Annotated in this window: 13 protein-coding genes and 3 pseudogenes; 7 read left to right on the plus strand and 9 right to left on the minus strand. The window is 68.6% G+C overall.

Annotation, left to right across the window (positions count from 1 at the left end):
* The first annotated feature begins 40 nt into the window (after window positions 1–40).
* Complete coding sequence (locus ACGFZW_RS00825; RefSeq protein WP_393890817.1) at window positions 41–670, plus strand: TetR/AcrR family transcriptional regulator; 630 nt, start codon at window positions 41–43, stop codon at window positions 668–670.
* A 787-nt stretch (window positions 671–1,457) separates the two neighbouring features.
* On the opposite strand, the gene ACGFZW_RS00830 is transcribed toward ACGFZW_RS00825, so the two are convergent.
* Complete coding sequence (locus ACGFZW_RS00830) at window positions 1,458–1,586, minus strand: hypothetical protein (protein WP_393890818.1); 129 nt, start codon at window positions 1,584–1,586, stop codon at window positions 1,458–1,460.
* Between the two features lie 122 nt (window positions 1,587–1,708).
* Between ACGFZW_RS00830 and ACGFZW_RS00835 the strand changes: the two genes are divergently transcribed.
* From ACGFZW_RS00835 to ACGFZW_RS00845, 3 genes are all read left to right on the plus strand, one after another.
* Window positions 1,709–2,488, plus strand: coding sequence for a YqjF family protein (locus tag ACGFZW_RS00835; protein ID WP_393890819.1), 780 nt, complete (start codon window positions 1,709–1,711; stop codon window positions 2,486–2,488).
* A 492-nt stretch (window positions 2,489–2,980) separates the two neighbouring features.
* Window positions 2,981–4,444, plus strand: coding sequence for an FG-GAP-like repeat-containing protein (locus tag ACGFZW_RS00840; protein WP_393890820.1), 1,464 nt, complete (start codon window positions 2,981–2,983; stop codon window positions 4,442–4,444).
* Window positions 4,445–5,018: 574 nt separating this feature from the next.
* Entirely contained in the window at window positions 5,019–6,110 is a 1,092-nt protein-coding gene (locus ACGFZW_RS00845; protein WP_393890821.1) for a hypothetical protein, read from the plus strand.
* A 215-nt stretch (window positions 6,111–6,325) separates the two neighbouring features.
* On the opposite strand, the gene ACGFZW_RS00850 is transcribed toward ACGFZW_RS00845, so the two are convergent.
* From ACGFZW_RS00850 to ACGFZW_RS00870, 5 genes are all read right to left on the minus strand, one after another.
* Complete coding sequence (locus ACGFZW_RS00850; RefSeq protein WP_393890822.1) at window positions 6,326–6,916, minus strand: ATP/GTP-binding protein; 591 nt, start codon at window positions 6,914–6,916, stop codon at window positions 6,326–6,328.
* A complete protein-coding gene (locus ACGFZW_RS00855; protein WP_393890823.1) occupies window positions 6,903–7,274 on the minus strand; it encodes a DUF742 domain-containing protein in 372 nt (123 codons plus the stop codon). The genes ACGFZW_RS00850 and ACGFZW_RS00855 overlap by 14 nt, the downstream gene beginning before the upstream one ends.
* On the minus strand, window positions 7,274–7,678 hold the full coding sequence (locus tag ACGFZW_RS00860; protein WP_030083887.1) for a roadblock/LC7 domain-containing protein: 405 nt from the start codon (window positions 7,676–7,678) through the stop codon (window positions 7,274–7,276). The genes ACGFZW_RS00855 and ACGFZW_RS00860 overlap by 1 nt, the downstream gene beginning before the upstream one ends.
* Entirely contained in the window at window positions 7,675–9,894 is a 2,220-nt protein-coding gene (locus tag ACGFZW_RS00865) for a nitrate- and nitrite sensing domain-containing protein (RefSeq protein WP_393890824.1), read from the minus strand. Before ACGFZW_RS00865 ends, ACGFZW_RS00860 begins: the two co-directional genes overlap by 4 nt.
* Before the next feature lie 493 nt (window positions 9,895–10,387).
* A complete protein-coding gene (locus tag ACGFZW_RS00870) occupies window positions 10,388–11,068 on the minus strand; it encodes a pyridoxamine 5'-phosphate oxidase family protein (protein ID WP_393890825.1) in 681 nt (226 codons plus the stop codon).
* Between the two features lie 300 nt (window positions 11,069–11,368).
* On the opposite strand from ACGFZW_RS00870, the gene ACGFZW_RS00875 reads away from it, so the two are divergent.
* Together ACGFZW_RS00875 and ACGFZW_RS00880 are read left to right on the plus strand one after the other, a co-directional pair.
* Window positions 11,369–11,626: a hypothetical protein gene (locus tag ACGFZW_RS00875; RefSeq protein ID WP_393890826.1), complete on the plus strand. Its 258-nt coding sequence runs from the start codon at window positions 11,369–11,371 to the stop codon at window positions 11,624–11,626.
* A 513-nt stretch (window positions 11,627–12,139) separates the two neighbouring features.
* Window positions 12,140–13,618 carry an MFS transporter gene (locus ACGFZW_RS00880; RefSeq protein ID WP_393890827.1) on the plus strand — a complete coding sequence of 493 codons (1,479 nt, stop codon included), beginning with the start codon at window positions 12,140–12,142 and terminating at the stop codon, window positions 13,616–13,618.
* A gap of 52 nt (window positions 13,619–13,670) precedes the next feature.
* Here ACGFZW_RS00880 and ACGFZW_RS00885 read toward each other — a convergent pair.
* Window positions 13,671–13,923 (minus strand): annotated as a pseudogene (locus ACGFZW_RS00885) (Tn3 family transposase); the annotation flags it as partial.
* Window positions 13,924–14,280: 357 nt separating this feature from the next.
* Here ACGFZW_RS00885 and ACGFZW_RS00890 point away from each other — a divergent pair.
* Window positions 14,281–15,054, plus strand: coding sequence for a hypothetical protein (locus ACGFZW_RS00890; protein WP_393891299.1), 774 nt, complete (start codon window positions 14,281–14,283; stop codon window positions 15,052–15,054).
* 75 nt (window positions 15,055–15,129) lie between these two features.
* On the opposite strand, the pseudogene ACGFZW_RS00895 reads toward ACGFZW_RS00890, so the two are convergent.
* Window positions 15,130–15,379 (minus strand): annotated as a pseudogene (locus ACGFZW_RS00895) (class F sortase); the annotation flags it as partial.
* Between the two features lie 174 nt (window positions 15,380–15,553).
* A pseudogene (locus ACGFZW_RS00900) lies at window positions 15,554–15,694 on the minus strand (hydroxyethylthiazole kinase); the annotation flags it as partial.
* Between the last annotated feature and the right edge of the window lie 222 nt (window positions 15,695–15,916).

Below are 15,916 nucleotides of genomic sequence, written 5' to 3' on the forward strand. Positions count from 1 at the left end.
GAACAGGTGGACGGGGGAACGGGTGAAGGGGAATTGGTGCATGGCTGAGCGACCGGGCAGCGGCGGCGGCAGAACGCAGGAGCGCGGCAGGCAGGCGCGCCGTGCGGTGGTCGAGGCCGCGCTCGCGCTGATCGCGGAGCGGCCCGTAGGGGAGATCCAGGTACAGCAGATCGCCGAGCGGGCAGGGATGAGCCCGGCACGGGTCCTGTACTACTTCCCCTCGAAGGACCACATCCTGGCCGAGACCTTCCGCTGGAGTGAGCGGGAGCTGACCGAGCGCCGGACACAGGAGCTGGCGGGCGTCGCCGATCCTCGTGAACGGTTGAAGCGGTACGTCAGGCTCTACCTGCCCTCGGGCAGGCACGACGTCTCCTGGAAGCTCTGGCTGGAGGCGTGGTTGCGCGCGGTGGAGAACGACGAGATGAGCCGGACGGCCGACGGGCTCGACAAGGGGTGGATGCGGGATCTGTCCGCGATCCTCCATGACGGTGCGGCGAGCGGGGTCTTCCGCCCGGTGACCGCCGAGGAGTTCCTGCCCTCGTTCAACGCCCTGTTGGACGGGCTGGCGGTGCATGTGCTGATCGGGCGGCTCGACCGTACGGATGCCGTGCGGACCGCGCTCACCCGTGCCTCCGGGGAACTGGACCTGCCCCCGGCCGCACAAACTTGAATCTCATTTAAGTTCGGTGGCGTGAGTATTCACCCCGGTGCGTGGCCCCGTCAACCATTTCTACGGGCCACCGCGGCGCAACGCGCTCAGCGTCCGGGCGGATAGCGGGATGGCTGCGACTCCATGGGGACGCGGGCCGTGGACCCTGGGCCCGCCCCGGGGCCCACGCTCAGCGGAGAGCGCGGCGACGGCGACGTGGCCTGTGCCGGCAACCCGTCGTCTGAGACATGGGTGGGCAGGAGGCCGAAGAGGATCTCACGGGCGTAGTGGCGGTGAGAATCAGCAGCACACCGGGCTTCAGACCGTCAACAGCCCGGCGGGCCTGCCGGACGGTCCCGCCTGAGTACAGGCGGCGAAGCTGCTCATCAAGCACTCATGCACCCGCCTTGCGGCATCGCGCTCAGAGAGAAAATGCGCACCTGCACCTGCGGGCACGGAGAACGGAGCTGCCGCCTCCGGTTCGATCGGCCCGAACAGGCGCCGGAACGGCTCGACTTGCAGATGGCTCTAGCCAGCACGGTCATCAGGGCCCGGGGCATCCGGCCCCAGCCAAGAGCGGTTCACTGATTGCCGCTTGTCGGCCCGTGACGTCCACAGGGCGCTGCGCGTCGTGCGGCTCAGCCTGGGGGCCCGCGCCGGAAGAGGGCCACGGGAGTCTGACGATCTTGGCCCGGTAGCGCTGGGCGCCGAGAGCTCGTAGGGGCAGCCGTGCGGGCGCGAATTGGTCATCGCGTCCAGGTCCACGGCCTTACGGCGCACCCGGCCTGTTCCTTCGTTCGCATGGGACCTACCCGCCGAGGAAGACCATCAGACGCCAGCGAGGTCCGAGGGCGTTGGCGAGCGCGTCGACGTGGTCGACGGTGGCGATCTGGCGTTCGGCGGAGGACTCCTTGCCTGCGCCCCAGACGAAAGGCACAGGAGCGGGTACGGTCAAGGGGCAGGCCAGAGGCGGTCCGGCCGCCCCTGCGCCGCATCGTCCCTCGGCGTGCTGTGATCTCTGTGATACCGGCGCGATGCCGCCCTTGTGATACTGGCGCGATGCCGCCGACACCGCAGCCGCAGTCCCCGGTATCTCCGGACCCGATCACGGCTGACGCGCCGGGGGCAATAGCGCGCCCGCTGCTCACCCAGTCCTGGCTCGACCTCACCTTCCTCCACTGGGCCGCGGAACCGGCCACCGTGGCCGACCTGCTTCCGCCCGGGACCGTCCCCGACACCCTGGATGGCCTCACCTACGTCGGCCTGGTCGCGTTCCGGATGCACCGCGTCGGCTGGTTCCGCCTCCCGAGCGTCCCTTATCTGGGGACCTTCCCCGAGACCAACGTTCGCCTCTACTCGGTGGACGCGCAGGGGCGGCGTGGCGTGGTCTTCCGCTCACTCGACGCCTCCCGCCTGATACCGGTGGCCGTGGCGCGGCTCGGCTTCCGGATGCCCTACCTGTGGTCCCGCATGGCCATCCTCGCCGAGGGCGACACCGTCACCTACACGAGCTCCCGGCGCTGGCCCGGCCCGCGCGGCGCCCACAGCCGCATCACCGTGCGCGTGGGTGAACGGATCGAGGAGCCCACCGAGTTGGAGCACTTTCTGACGGCACGTTGGGGAATGCACAGCGCGTTCTTCGGCCGGCCGATGTACCTGCCCAACGCCCACCCCCGCTGGCCCCTTCACCGCACCGACCTGGTCGAGTGCGACGAGGATCTGGTGGCTGCGGCCGGCCTCCCGAAACCCACCGGACCGCCGGTGAGCGTCCTGTACTCACCCGGCGTCCCGGCCCGCTTCGACCGCCCTGCCCGCCCGGCCGGTATCCCGACCCCCTGACTCCACCGAAGTGCCGGCTGCTCGGATCCTCGCCCCGATCCGCCGCAGGTCAGAACACTCCCGCAGCGCGGTGAACAAGCGGACGAACATCTGGAAAGCGTGTTGGGTGTGACCGTCTTGGCCCGGCTCTGTCGGGTTCGTGAGGCAGGGGCGGGGGCGGGGCGGTCTGACGAACGATGAGTGGGCATGACTCGTACCGCATCTAGCGAAGACCGGTGGCCGGGAAAGGCGGCTGAGCATCACCGGAACGCTGGTCGACCACTCGCCGTGCGGCATGAAGGAGCGAGTCGAGGGGCGGACGGTAGGCGCCAAGTGCGATGCCCCGCAGCGGAGTTGCCGTGACTGCGTGAATGTGTTGGACCGAGTTTTTTTCTGTTCATTCTGCAACCGTTCCGCTTTTGTTTCTGTCTATCTCTGCAACCCCTTCGTCCCACCGGGCCACAGCTCAGGGGGCGGAGCCGGGGGCGACCGCTGTTATCCGTTGGAGGATTTGTGCGCAACCGAACCAGAAGCATGGTGGCAGGCGCTGTGGGCGCCGCCGTGGTCGCGGCCGTGGCCGGCGGGGCCATGGCAGCAGTGACGGACGGCAACGGGCGGGGCCAGGACCAGCCCTCGACGAATGCCGCCGAGCGGAGCAAGATCGTCCAGGGCGACCTCGACGGCGACGGCCACGCCGACCTCGGCGTGGGAGCGCCCGAGGGCGCCGTCTCCGGGAAGTCCAAGGCGGGCTACGTGGGCGTGACTTACGGCGCCAAGGGCGGTGTCGACACCAAGCGGCACAGCATGCTGACGCAGGCCAGCGCGGGCGTCCCCGGCACCCCGGAGGCCAAGGACGGCTTCGGCTCGACCGTGGTGCGTGGCGACGTGGACGGGGACGGTTACGCCGACCTGGTCGTCGCCGCGAACAACGAGGCCATCGGCAGCACTGCGCAGGCCGGTTCCGTCACGATCGTCTTCGGCTCCGAGAGCGGCCTGTCCGGCGACGCCATCGCCTTCCACGCGCCAACAGTCGCCGCCAACGCACACTTCGGCGACCAGATAGCCGTGGGCGACCACAACAGGGACGGCCTCAGCGACCTCGCCATCTCAGACGGCGTGAAGGTACAGCTCGTCAAGGGCGCGAAGAACCTTCGGGAGACCGCGACCCCGAAGATGACCAGCGTCACCCCGCCCGGCGGCGGCGTCAGCGTCGAGCACCTGGCCTCCGGCGATATCAACGGGGACGGCTACACCGATCTCGTCACCGTCGCCTCCCAGGACTCGCCCTCCGACGAAGGCACGCTCGGCATACTGCCCGGCTCATCCGGGGGTCTGAAGAGCACGCCGCTGGGCAAGGACATCCCACTGCCGTTCGCGCAGTACCGCCCCGTGGTCGGCGACATCAACGGCGACGGGAAGGAGGACGTCGTCACGGACACCGGCTTCTCGGACGGTCCGCACGAGCAGAAGCTGCGCACCTACCCCGGCACCGCCGACGGACTCGACTCCGACAAGCCGGTGGACTGGAAGGGCAAGGCGCAGGAGGGCGAGGCCATCCGGCTCGCCGACTTCGACGGCGACGGCCACGACGACCTGGTGGTCAGCAACACCGGCGCCGAGGCGCCCGGGGGCTATAACGACGCCGGTGCCGTCAACGTGCTCAAGGGCACCGAGAACTGGCTGACCGACGAGGGGGCGCAGACCTTCTCGCTCGACACCGAGGGCGTCCCTGGCTCCATGGCGGGCAACGACAAGTTCGGGATGTCCGTCTCGCCGGCCGACTACAACGGTGACGGCAAGACGGACCTGGCCGTGGGCATCCCGAACCGCACCGAGGGCGCCGGCGCGGCGGCTCTGCTCTACGCGGGCACCGACGGGCTCAGCGCCAAGGACTCCGCACTCATCGACCCGCGTGACCTGGGTTCCCCGGCGACGAAGGGCCGCTTCGGCACGGAGCTGACGAACCCGGCGAAGTAGGCCCGCACGCTGGAGCCTTTTCGGCAGATCACATTGAGCAGCCTCACGCCACCAGGCAATGAGTCATCTCATCGGAACCAGGGGCGTGAACTGCGCTCTTTCAGGCACATGTTCAGCCGGAGGCATCCACCGATTCTCGGACTGCCGGTGGGCGGGCCCCATCACGGTGCGCCCATCCGGCAGCCGGTAGCGCAGCGCCGACGGGCACCTGCGTGCTCCTTGAGGTGCGGTGCGGGCGAAGTAGGGGCCGCACCCGCACCGCCCGATCAACGGGGAGGCAGGGTACCGGCGGGCGACGATCATCCACTCCCCCGTCTCTGGCCAGGGACGTACCGTCCGGCGCTCTTCCATCGCCGGGCGAGCTCGGTGAAGATCGACACCAGCTCGGGTCGGGGAAGTGTTTCGCTTCCCCTGCACTGTGCCCCGATCAGGGGCCTACGCGGCAATGTCGTCGTAGTCACGTGCCGGGCCCACACCGCCCACCCAGCCAGCCTCGCTGTCAGCGCTCTGTGTGATGATGCGGACGCGTGCCAGGGGAGTGGGCCGCGGTCTACTGATTGCCAGGGGGTTGGGGATGGGCGCGGGTACGGAGCCGGACGGTTCGTCCAGGCCCGACGAGGAGTGGGAGCGGTTTCTACGCGAGTCGGTGGCGGGTGCCGCCGACGCGCCCAAGGAGCCGTCGGCGCGGGCCCGCGACGTGGCAAAGCGGCTGCGCGCGGAGCCCGGGCACGGCCTGGAGGGCTGGCGCAGCTACACGCCCACACGGCCCAAGCGGCGCACGGGCTGGTACGTGGTTGGGCTGCTGGCCTCGCTGGTGCTGCTGGTGGTGGCGCTCGCGCCGGAGCGGACGGTGGACCTGTTCGCCGGTGCCGACTCCCCGCCGCTGGCGGCCGAGACCGCCCGTCCGGCCCAGGCGCCCCCGGCGGATGCGGCCCAACGCCCCACCCTGGACGAGCCGTTCCGCGGTTCGCCCGCGGCGAGCTGGGCGAGCGGAGCGGCAGGGATCACCGTGCCGAAGGCCAGGGCGGTCGGCTGGATGGGCGCGGCCGAGGTCGAGCGGGCCCTCGCCCGCAGCCGGGACTTCCTCGTCGCGTCCGGCCTGGACGGCAGGGTGCTGCGGGGCGAGCGCCCAAAGAAGGCGATTGCACTGATCAACCCGCACCAGAAGGACGTCCAGGACCTTCTGCAAACCGCTTTCCGAACCCCGAGCGAGAAGAACGACCCCCTCCTCCTCTTCAGCCGCTTCCAGCCCTCCCGCACCCAACTGGTCGGCGACCTCGTGAAGACCCGGGGCCGGCTGACCTACCGGGAGGGCGAGCGCGGCGCGCTCGAGGTGACCGCCGACGTCACCTTCGTCTACCCGGTCACCCGTGCGGAAGCGGGCGACGAAGAAGTCGTGCGCACGATCGTCCGGCGCGAGCTGGTCCTGAGCTGGGACGACCCTGACAAGGTGATCACCGCGCCGGACACGTTCTCGATCGTCTCGTACAAGTACGACATGACCAACGGCGGCTGTGGCGCCCCCACCGGCTACTTCACCCCGCCCTTCGGCACGGACCGGCGGGCAGACGAAGCCGGCACTGAGATCGACCCATACGACCGCAGCGCGCCAGTCGGGCTGGGCGAATCCTCCGGGGACGAGTGCGGGAAGGCGACGCGGTCCTAGCGGGCGTTACTCGGTGGCGGCCACCCAACGAGTTCCGCATCATCCCCGAGGGCTGCGTCGGACTCGGCGACGAGGGACGGGCGCACATCGGCGGCGCGCTACGCACAGCGGCCGCCCACGCAGCTGGAGACCCTGAACGGCCCCGCCCGCGGGATGCGGCGACGGCCCCTTTACAGCCCAGGGCGACTGAGCGGCGTCTCGGGGCGTCGCCGGTGTCAGCCGGTCGCCGCGACCCCGGCTTTGATGATGAGCATGTCGAGAAGCGCGAGCAGGGCACCGCGAGCTTCGTCGTGGGAGCGGGCATCGAGCATACGGATGGGTGTGTTCGGGTCACGCAGATGCAGTGCCGCCCTGATCTCCTCGGCGGTGTAGGGCTGTTCGCCGTGGAAGCAGTTCGCGGCGACCACGAAAGGAAGCCCTCGGTTCTCGAAGAAGTCGATGGCCGGGAAGCTACGGTCGAGGCGTCGTGTGTCGACAAGGACGATCGCCCCGAGTGCCCCGTTCAGCAGGTCGTCCCACATGAACCAGAAGCGCTCCTGGCCAGGTGTGCCGAACAGGTAGAGCACGACCTGTGCGTCGGTGAGGGTGATGCGGCCGAAGTCCATCGCGACGGTGGTAACCGTCTTGGACTCGATGCCGTCGAGGTCATCGACGCCGACGCCCGCGCTCGTCAGCCGCTCCTCGGTGCGCAACGGCTCGATCTCGGAGACCGTCTCGACCAGGGTCGTCTTGCCGACGCCGAATCCCCCAGCGATGAGGATCTTGACGGGGGCCGCTTCCTGGGCAGGGGTGTCATATCCGGGCAAGGTTGTCCCTGATTCTCATGAGCAGGTGGACATTGGTGGTCTCGGCCCCTTCAAGGGGCGACCGGTGCTCGATCAGCCCCCGATCCGCGAGTTCGCCGAGAAGTAGCGTCATGGGAGTGAGGCGGATGTGCATGCGCGCCGCGATCTCGGCGACCGCCAGGCCACCCGGAGGCGAGCACATCGCGAGGATGGCCTGCCACTCGCTGGGCAGACCGCCGTGGCCGTCCGCGACGGCCACGGCCATGACCGTGGTGTCCATGGTGAGGGCGGCGTGTGCAGCCGCCGTACGTCCATCGGTCAGCGCGTAAAGCCGCGTCCGGCGGCGGCCTCCCTCTCGCGGCCCGGGCTCGTCCGCCATTACGAGCGCTGCGCCTGGCCGCGCTCAGGCGTGCTCAGCCACTCACCGAGCGCCTGTGCGGTGCGCACGGCTTCGCCGCCCAGCTCCCCCAGCCGCGCCTTGCGGGAGGTCACCACGATGAGCGTGCTGCCCTCCCCGCACCCGACGATGCAGAGATAGCTGTCGTCCATCTCGACCAGCTGGCGGATCACCCGGCCGCCGTCGACCTCCCTGGATATCGCCTTCATCGTGGAAGCGATACCGGAGGACGCGGCGGCTATACGCTCGGCCTGGTCCCGTTCCAGCTCGTACGAGCTGAGTTTGATCCCGTCGTTGGACAGGAGTACGGCTCCCTTGATGCCGGCGATCCTGCTCAGGTTGTTGTCCAGGACGCTGTAGATCATGTCGTTCGTTGGCGTCGTCATGGCTGATCCTGTCGGAGTTCTTCTTCCACTGTCTGAGTTCCGTGTTCGTAGTCTGCCCAGGCGTCGGCCACCTCTTCGGGTGTCGCCGCGTCCTGATCGACGGCAGTCTCCGGTGCGTGTGGCGCTCGGAGCCGCTCGGCGATGTGAGCCTGCGGGACCCGCTCGGGGAGGGCCGGCTTCGCGTCACCGTCCCGTGTCACGGAGGGGGGCGGCGGCTTACCCTCCACCGGCCGCTCGGGTGAGCGCTCCGGCGTCCTACGGCCGGCCGGCGCGGTCTTCGCGTCCAAAACCAGTTCGGGCTTGCGTTCGTTGAGCGTGCCCGGTGCCGGGGCGGGCGTCGATGCCGCACGCGGCGCTTCTTTTCCTGCCCGGACCGGTTCGGTCGGCACAAGGAGTTCCTGGGGAAGGATCACCACGGCCGACGTCCCCCCGTATACCGAGCGGCGCAGCGTCACTGTGGCCCCGAGCTGTTCGGCGATGTGGCCGACCACGAAGAGTCCGAGCCGGTGTGCGTTCTCCGCCAGGACGGAGTACGGCGGGGCCGAGTGCAGACGCCCGTTCATCTCCTCGTAGGTTGCGGCGGTCACCCGCGGCCCGCGGTCCTCGATGTCGACCAACAGCCCGTCTGTCACCAGTTCGGCACGGACGACCACCTTCGACTGCGGCGGGGAGAACCGGGTGGCATTGTCGAGGAGTTCTGCCAGGAGGTGGCTGATCTCGCTGATCACCCGAGGTGCCACGCTGATCTCGTCCAGGGCCTGGCGCTCGATCCGCCGGAAGTCCTCGACTTCCGCGGCGGCTTCGCGCAGCAGGTCGGCGACGCGCATGGGCTCGGTGTGCGGATCGGGGATCTCCCCACCTGCCAGGATGAGCAGGTTCTCGACCTGCCGCCGCATACCCACCGTCAACTGGTCGGATCGCATCAACCCGGCGAGAAGCTCCTCGTTGTGACCGAAGGCGTCCTGCAGTTCGTCGGTGAGGGTCAGCTGCCGGCTGACCAGGTTTCCGGTGCGCGAGGCGATGCCCGCGGCGAACATACCGAAGCCCTGACGCTCGGCCGCGAGCTGCGCATGTCCGTCGACGGATACGGAGACGACTCGGGCGAACGCGTCGCTGATACGTCCGACCTCATCCTGGTCTCCGCTCACCGCCGGCAGCGCATCGTCGTCGACGGGCTGCCCCCGCTGGAGCCGGGCCACCACGTCCGGCAGCGTGTCCTCGGCAATGGCCACCGTGCGTTGGTGCAGACCGCGCAGGCGGCGGAGCACGGAGCGCGTGGTGAGCACGATGACGGCCGCGACGGCAAGGACGGCTGCGCCGTTTCCGATGATCAGCCAGATGACCTCGGTCTCCAGCTGCGTGGCCTTGGCGTCGGCGTGCACGAGTACTGTTCGCGCCTGTTTCGCGTCGAGCGCGGCGAGGCGCCCCGCGAACTTGTCATACGCGGCCCGCCAGGCGTCGGCCACCATGGGTAGCTTGATGCCGGATGCGGTGTTCTGGTGGTCGGAGATGACCGCGTCCTCGATGCGGACCTTCGTCTTCCAGCTGTCCGAGGCGAATACCTGGTCGTAGTCCGCTCTGTCCTCGGCCGTCAGGTACGGCGCGACCCACTCGTCGTACTGGTACCTCTGGGATCCGACGGAGTTGACGAATTCGGCGAACCCGGAGGAGCTCAGTCGCCTGGACGGCCCGGCCATGGCGAGGATGGTGGTCTCGCGCGCCACCATCTCGGACACCGTGAACATCGTGACGACCACGCCGCTCTCCTGGATGAGCTCGGCGTCTTCCGCATGGCTGAACTCGTTCTGGTACACCCGGATGATGCGGTCGACGAGGTCGGAGTAGTAGCCGACCGTCCGTTCCACGCCTCCTCTGCGGGAGTCCGCCCGCTCGCGGAACGCGGCCAGGTCCGCGAGGCTGTGCTTCAGCTCCGCGACATAGAGTTCGCCCTCGCGCCCGGTCGCCGCCAGAGCTCGGTCCGCCGACCGGCGGAATTCGTCCGCGGCCCGGTCCGTGGCCGCGCGCCGCTCGCGTAGCTCGTTCTCGGCCACGGAGCCGCCCGCCCACCGTGTGGCGGTCATTGTCCGCTCAGCCTGCACCTTGACCATCAGCTTGGTCAGGGGTACGTCGATCCGCTTGCCAACTGCCACATCAGCGCGCAGGTTCTCCGACTGGTGCTCCAGCCGCTGTGCGGTCATGACCACTTGGGCACTCATCGCCAGAATAGGGACGATTGCCAGCCAAATGAGCAGCGTACGCAGACGCAGGGTACGCCGCCGACGAGTCGTCGACTGACCTCGTGCGCCTTCGGGTTCTATGGGAGACATCAGTCCTCGGGGAGCGGGGAGACACTGGGGACGGTCCAACAGCCGAGACCGGACGCAGTCCTGGGTTCAGGACGGGGGGAAGCCCGGTTCGGCTTTGGCGCGATGTGGGGTGTCGATCATAACCGGCCACACCGGAGAAACGGAGGGATTACTTCCGTAGACCATATGTGGTATCGGGCGGCGGCCACGCGGCCATCTCTTCGCGCTCTGAGCGTATTTCGACGACGAAGGCGTCGGTGCCGATGATGAAGGCGCCGAGAACCAGGAGCCACAGACCGGAGGGCACACGGGGTTTCATCCCTTCCGTGGGACGTCACTGCTGTCGGAGAGGTGCTCTACCGACGGTTCAGGCGCCGGGCGGGCCCTCTCGGGGGGCCTCGGCTCACCCGAGTCGGGTGCCGCTGCGGGAGCTGATGTGTTCGGGGGATGCGATGCAGTCGGGGAGGAGGGGGTCGGCTTCCGGTTCGCCCCAGGTGGAGACGAGGGGCAGGACCCCCGCCCAGATTTCGAGGGCGGCGTCGGGCCCGTCACCGTCATCCGGGCCGCCGGTGCGAATCTTGACCGATGCCTCTTCGAGCGAGATGGCGAGCAGGGCGGTGGCCGCCATCTCCTTGCCGTTCGGCTGCCGCGCGTAGTCCCACTGGCCGGGTGTGGCGTTCTCGGTCAAGCAGCGCAGCCCCTCCAGCTTCTCCTCGGGGTCGGTGACGAGGCGCGGGACGCCGTAGACCATCGCGCTGCGGTAGTTGACGCCATGTTCGAACACTGACCGTGCGAGGACGATGCCGTCCACGTGCGTCACGGTGACGCAGACCGTCGCGTCGGGCGAGGCGACCAGGCTGCGGCTGGCCACAGAGCCGTGGAAGTAGAGGTTTTGTCCGTCGCTTCCGTAGACGGTGGGGACGACCATGGGGTGCCCGTTGACGACCACCCCGAAGTGGCACATGAAGCCTGCGTCCAGGATCGCGTTGAGCTCGGCACGGTCCTGACTTCCTTGTTCTCGCAGACGACGGTGGCGAGTGCGGTCTGCCTCCGGGAGCGTGGTGGAGAGTTGGCTGTGGTTCACGTCAGCTCTTTCACAAGTGCGTTGATGGGTTCACAACGTGACGGGCAGGGCTGAGGGTTTGTAGTGCGTTCGCAGCCGCGAACCATGCATGCGCGGTACCCATGCATGTCGGGCCGGGCCCGCCGTGGGCCGCGGGGTGGGTCGGCATCCGGCGCCTCTTTGCTCGCCCCGCGCAGGCGCGGGGCGAGCCGTCTGTCGGCTGCTCAGGCCCGCGCCCCGCCGTTCATGCGGGCGCATGCCTGACAGACGAGCCGGGGCCCGATGCGGCCGTACGCTACCGATATCGCTGCCAAAGCGCCAGTGTTCAACGAAATCAGCTGCATGAAACTCAAATTGCTGCGGAAACGCTTGCAGGGCTCACTGGCGTGTGCCAGCCTCGTGATCACCGGCGGACGAGAGCAGTGGTCACCTACGGGCGTGGTCTGCTGCCATCACGATCACCGTCAGGACGTCTCACTGACCGTGGGTCTGCGCCTGACGTGCCTGCTCGGCCACCTGTCAGCAATCCTGTCTTTGTGGGGTGTCGGAAAAGCCGCCCGCCACCTGCCACACAACTGACTAGTTCAGCATGCGCAACCCCTGTTGTGCGGTGGCCACTCGACTGGATGGATCGAGCCGCTGTGCCGCATGAAAGCGGTCTCCGTATCGCAGCCTTCCTGTGATCTGGGAGTACCTGCGGCAAGGAGGTGAGCGGGTCGTCCGGCCGCCGGATGCGGACTCAGCGAGGCGCGGGATGTCGTCATCCGGTGTGCGGCGGGGCCTGGTGGTGTCGTATCGTGAACGAGTTCCTGTGCCGAGGTGTCGGTGTCAGCGACCGGATTTCCTGTTCCATCTGTGTCGATCTTGAGGTGACGTCTTATTAACCAGGCCATGTAGTCGTCCGTGTTCCCCGCGTGCTGTTTTGTCGCACGTGTCCGGGGCGGACGTCGCGCTGGCCTGAGTTGCGTCACCCCTCCCCGCAGTTTTCTTTCCCGGGTGCAGCTCTGCCGTCTGCCCCGGGTTTGGTGTTTTCCGGCCCCGGTGCGGCTGTCGGCAGGGCTCCCCGATTCCTTTGGATCAGGAGTTCCCGTCGTGTCTTCCTCCGCGCTCGACAACGAGCCGCAGCACACCACCCAGCCCCCAACCCACCCAGCACCTGGACTGTCGAAGATGGCTTTGGGGGCCTGGATCGCCCTCTTGGTACTGCTGGGTGCCGAGCTGATGGACATGATTGACCAGTCGGTCGTCCTGACCGCCCTGCCCGCGATCCAGGAGTCGACCGGCGCCGGACCGGACGGGGTGCAGTGGCTGACCACCGGCTATTCACTGCCCGTCGCCGTCGGGCTGATCACCGGCGGACGCCTGGGCGACCTCTACGGCCGGCGCAGGACCCTCCTCATCGGCACCGTCGTGTTCACCACGGCCTCGCTGCTGTGCGGCCTTGCTGCCGGGCCGGGCGTGCTGATCGGCGCCCGCGGGCTCCAGGGCGTGGGAGTGGCCCTGATGATCCCGCAGATCCTGGCCACCCTCCATGTCACCTTCGAGGGGCAGAATCGCAGCAAAGTGTTCGGTCTGTACGGGGCCGTCATGTCGCTCGCCAATGTCCTGGGCCCGGTGATGGGCGGTCTGCTGACCGAGGCGGACCTGTTCGGGCTGTCCTGGCGGCCGATCTTCCTGGTCAACGTGCCCGTTGGCCTCGCCGTGACCCTCCTGGGACGTCGATTCATCCCCGAGTCGACCGTCCAGAAGGCCAACCGACTCGACCTGACCGGCATGTTGCTGTCCGCGCTGGCCATCGTCCTGATCGTCTTCCCGCTCACCGAGGGTCACCTCCATCACTGGCCGCTGTGGTGCTTCGCCCTGCTCGCAACGGGACTCCTCGTCCTCGGTCTCTTCCTGCGCCACCAGCAGCGCAAGCAGGGCAACGCCCCGCTCGTGCCCCTGTCCCTCTTCCGGGGCACGCAGTTCTCCGGCGGCATGGCCGCGCAGGTGATGCACGGTCTTCTGTGCGGGCTGTTCTTCATGACCTGGACCCTCTACCTCCAGCGCGGACTGGGCATGAGTCCCTTCCATGCGGCCCTGGCCTTCGTGCTGCTCTCCCTCGGAGAGCTGGCCGGTGCGACGGTCACGGCGAAGAGCGGCGGGCGCCTCGCCCGCCGGTTGCCGCAGGCCGGAGCCCTCATCACGCTCGCCTCGATGGCTGCCTACGCACTCCAGGCAGACCGGCTTCAGGCGGGCCTGACCCTCGTGGCGATGACCGCTCCGGTGGTACTGATCGGGTTCGGTCTCGGCATGGTCAGCGGCCCGCTCGCCGACATGTCGCTGGCCAGGGTCCCCCACGAGGACGCCGGGTCCGCCTCGGGCCTGTTCAACACCGCCATCCACCTGGGCATCGCCCTCGGCACCTCGCTGACCGCCCTGGTGTTCTTCGCCACCACCGGTGGCTCCCCCAACGCCGGGCTCAACCGCGACGCGTTCATCAGCGTGCTGTGGTGGGTCGGTGGCCTCCTCGCCCTGATGTGGGCCCTGATGTTCTGCCTGCCCAAGCAGGCGAACAGCCGGGCCGACTGAGCCCTCCCGTGTGGGCCGGCAACGACGTCGGCCGGGGCCTGGGCCTGGGCCCTCAGACTTCCTCGTCCTCGCCGTCCTCGGCGTCGTCGGGGTTGCGGAAGGGGCGCAGGCTCCGGCCTCCGGGCCGCTGGCGGGGATGTTGAACAGGTAGCGGCCCAGAAGTTGATGTGGTGGCGCACGAACGGGGACAGGCGGGCGACGTCCTGCGCGCGGACCTCGAACCCGTCGCTGCGCAGCTGGGTGACGGCGGCGTCCATGTAGCGGATGTTGAACAGCACGAGTGCGTTGAGGGCCAGGCCCAGGGACGGCCAAAATCACCCAAAGCGCCAAACAGCCCAGCCAGGCCCTGGCGCACGATCTGACACGGAAGTTCCTCAGGCCCCGAGACTTCCATGATGGCGGTGGTCACCTCGTTGACGACCCAGAGTTCGGCGCCCGGCGTGGCCAGGACATGGTCGTTGACCGGCTGGTCGAGGCAGCACTGCTCGACAGCCGATCCTCCGCACATGACCGATTCGGATGAACGGTGATCTGGCCGGGCGACGATCCGTGGGGGCTGGATCTGTGCGGGGGGGTGGCCAACAGGGGCGGGATAACAGGAGTTCGACCCTCAACAGCGTCAAAAAGCTATTATCGTCTGGGCCTCGGCGGGGGAGGGCATTGTGGCAGGCGCATCCGATGATCATTCCACTGCCAAGTTGTGGGCACTGCTCGGCGGAATCGCATCCGTGCTGTCCATCCTGACCTGGCTGGGCGCGAGCAACGCGGCGGAGCTGAAGGACCTTTTGGCCGACTCGCCGCCATCCAGTTTCAGCCCAACCCCGTCCACGTCTTCGCCTACCGCCGACACCCGCGATGACCCTGACACGAGTCAGGGGAGCACTGACAAGCCCGCCCCCGAGACGTCGACACCCACTCCGGATCCCACCGAAGAGGCGTTCAATGCCATCTCGGCCGGCGACTGCCTGACGGTCTACGACACGGGCCGCGGGGGCACCACCAGCATCGACTGGAGCGTCGATGTTCCACCGGGCCCCGTGTCCTGCGCCGGCGAGCAGGCGCTGGCCCGGGTGACCGCCACCGACACGGCCTGCCCCACCGGCTACGGGAAGTCGTACTGGAGCTACCGGTCCGCCACCACCGGCAAAACCACGAAGATCTGCCTCACCCGCATCTACCACGCCACCTACTGCATGCTCGGTCGGCAGTCCGGCGACTCGATCTCCCTCGGCATGATGACGTCCGTGGCCTGCCGACGCGAGCCGGTGCCCTCCCCGTACAACCAGATCATGCACATCACAGGCGTCTACCGCGCCCCGGCGGGCGCCAACGCGAACAACTGCCGCCGAGCGGCAGGCGACCAGACGCGCTACTGGGCCTGGCTGGTAGACGACGGCGCCACGCTGCTGTGCACCACGATCTACCAGGGCGGCTGACCGCCAACTCAGTTCGCCCCCCAGCCCCGCCCAAGTACCTCCACGAGAAGCCAAGTTCACTCCCAGCCGCTCAAAATAGGCGGAGACCATCACGTTCGCCGAGTAGGTGGGGGTGCGGGTGTCGAAGGTGCCGCCACAGGTGACCAGGCGGAGTTCGGCGCGGTCGGGGTGGTGACTGCCGTAGGCACGACAGATCAGGGCGCCGGGCTTGGCCTCGCTGAGGTGATAGAAGACGGCCGGGCGGGTCTCGGTGTCCACATGCCCCCCCAGGAGTGCGGTGCCGCGGGCGCCGGGGCGGGGTGCCGCCACCGTGCCAGCCGACAAGCCTCGAATCGGCGTATGAGGCAGCATCACAATCTGGATGATTGAACAAGATCTGCCTGCGAGGCAGCCAGTGGCGCGGGGAGTCGGCGTCGTAGTCCCCTCCCCCGCTCACGGGGGCGATGATCTCGGATACGTTGCCCCGGACGGCCGTCGGACGCAGCCCCCACAGCTCTCCCGCCAGGGCGTTACGCACGGGCAGCGCACCGACGGGCACCAGGTCGAGCACCCATGGCGTGCTCTCGGCAATCGCCGCCCGTGCCGCCTCGACCACGGCGGAACGCTGCTCGGCGCGCGGGGTGCCGAGATTCACCAGCACGCCCGAGGCTAGCCGGTGAACGGGACCTTCTCGTCCGGTTTGTCGACCACGGTCAGTGGCGCACCCAGCGCGAGCAGGACATTGGCGGTGAACCCGGTGGCCACCGCGTTGCTCAGGAACCGCACCGGCGGGGAACGGTCTGTACGCGTCCGAGCTCCCTGCACGGCAAAGTCGACGAGATCCGGGGCCCGGTGGGTGCCGGGGGCGTGGTGTCACTCGAAG

The sequence above is a fragment of the Streptomyces sp. NPDC048248 genome, assembly GCF_043201875.1.
Classification (GTDB): Bacteria; Actinomycetota; Actinomycetes; order Streptomycetales; family Streptomycetaceae; genus Streptomyces.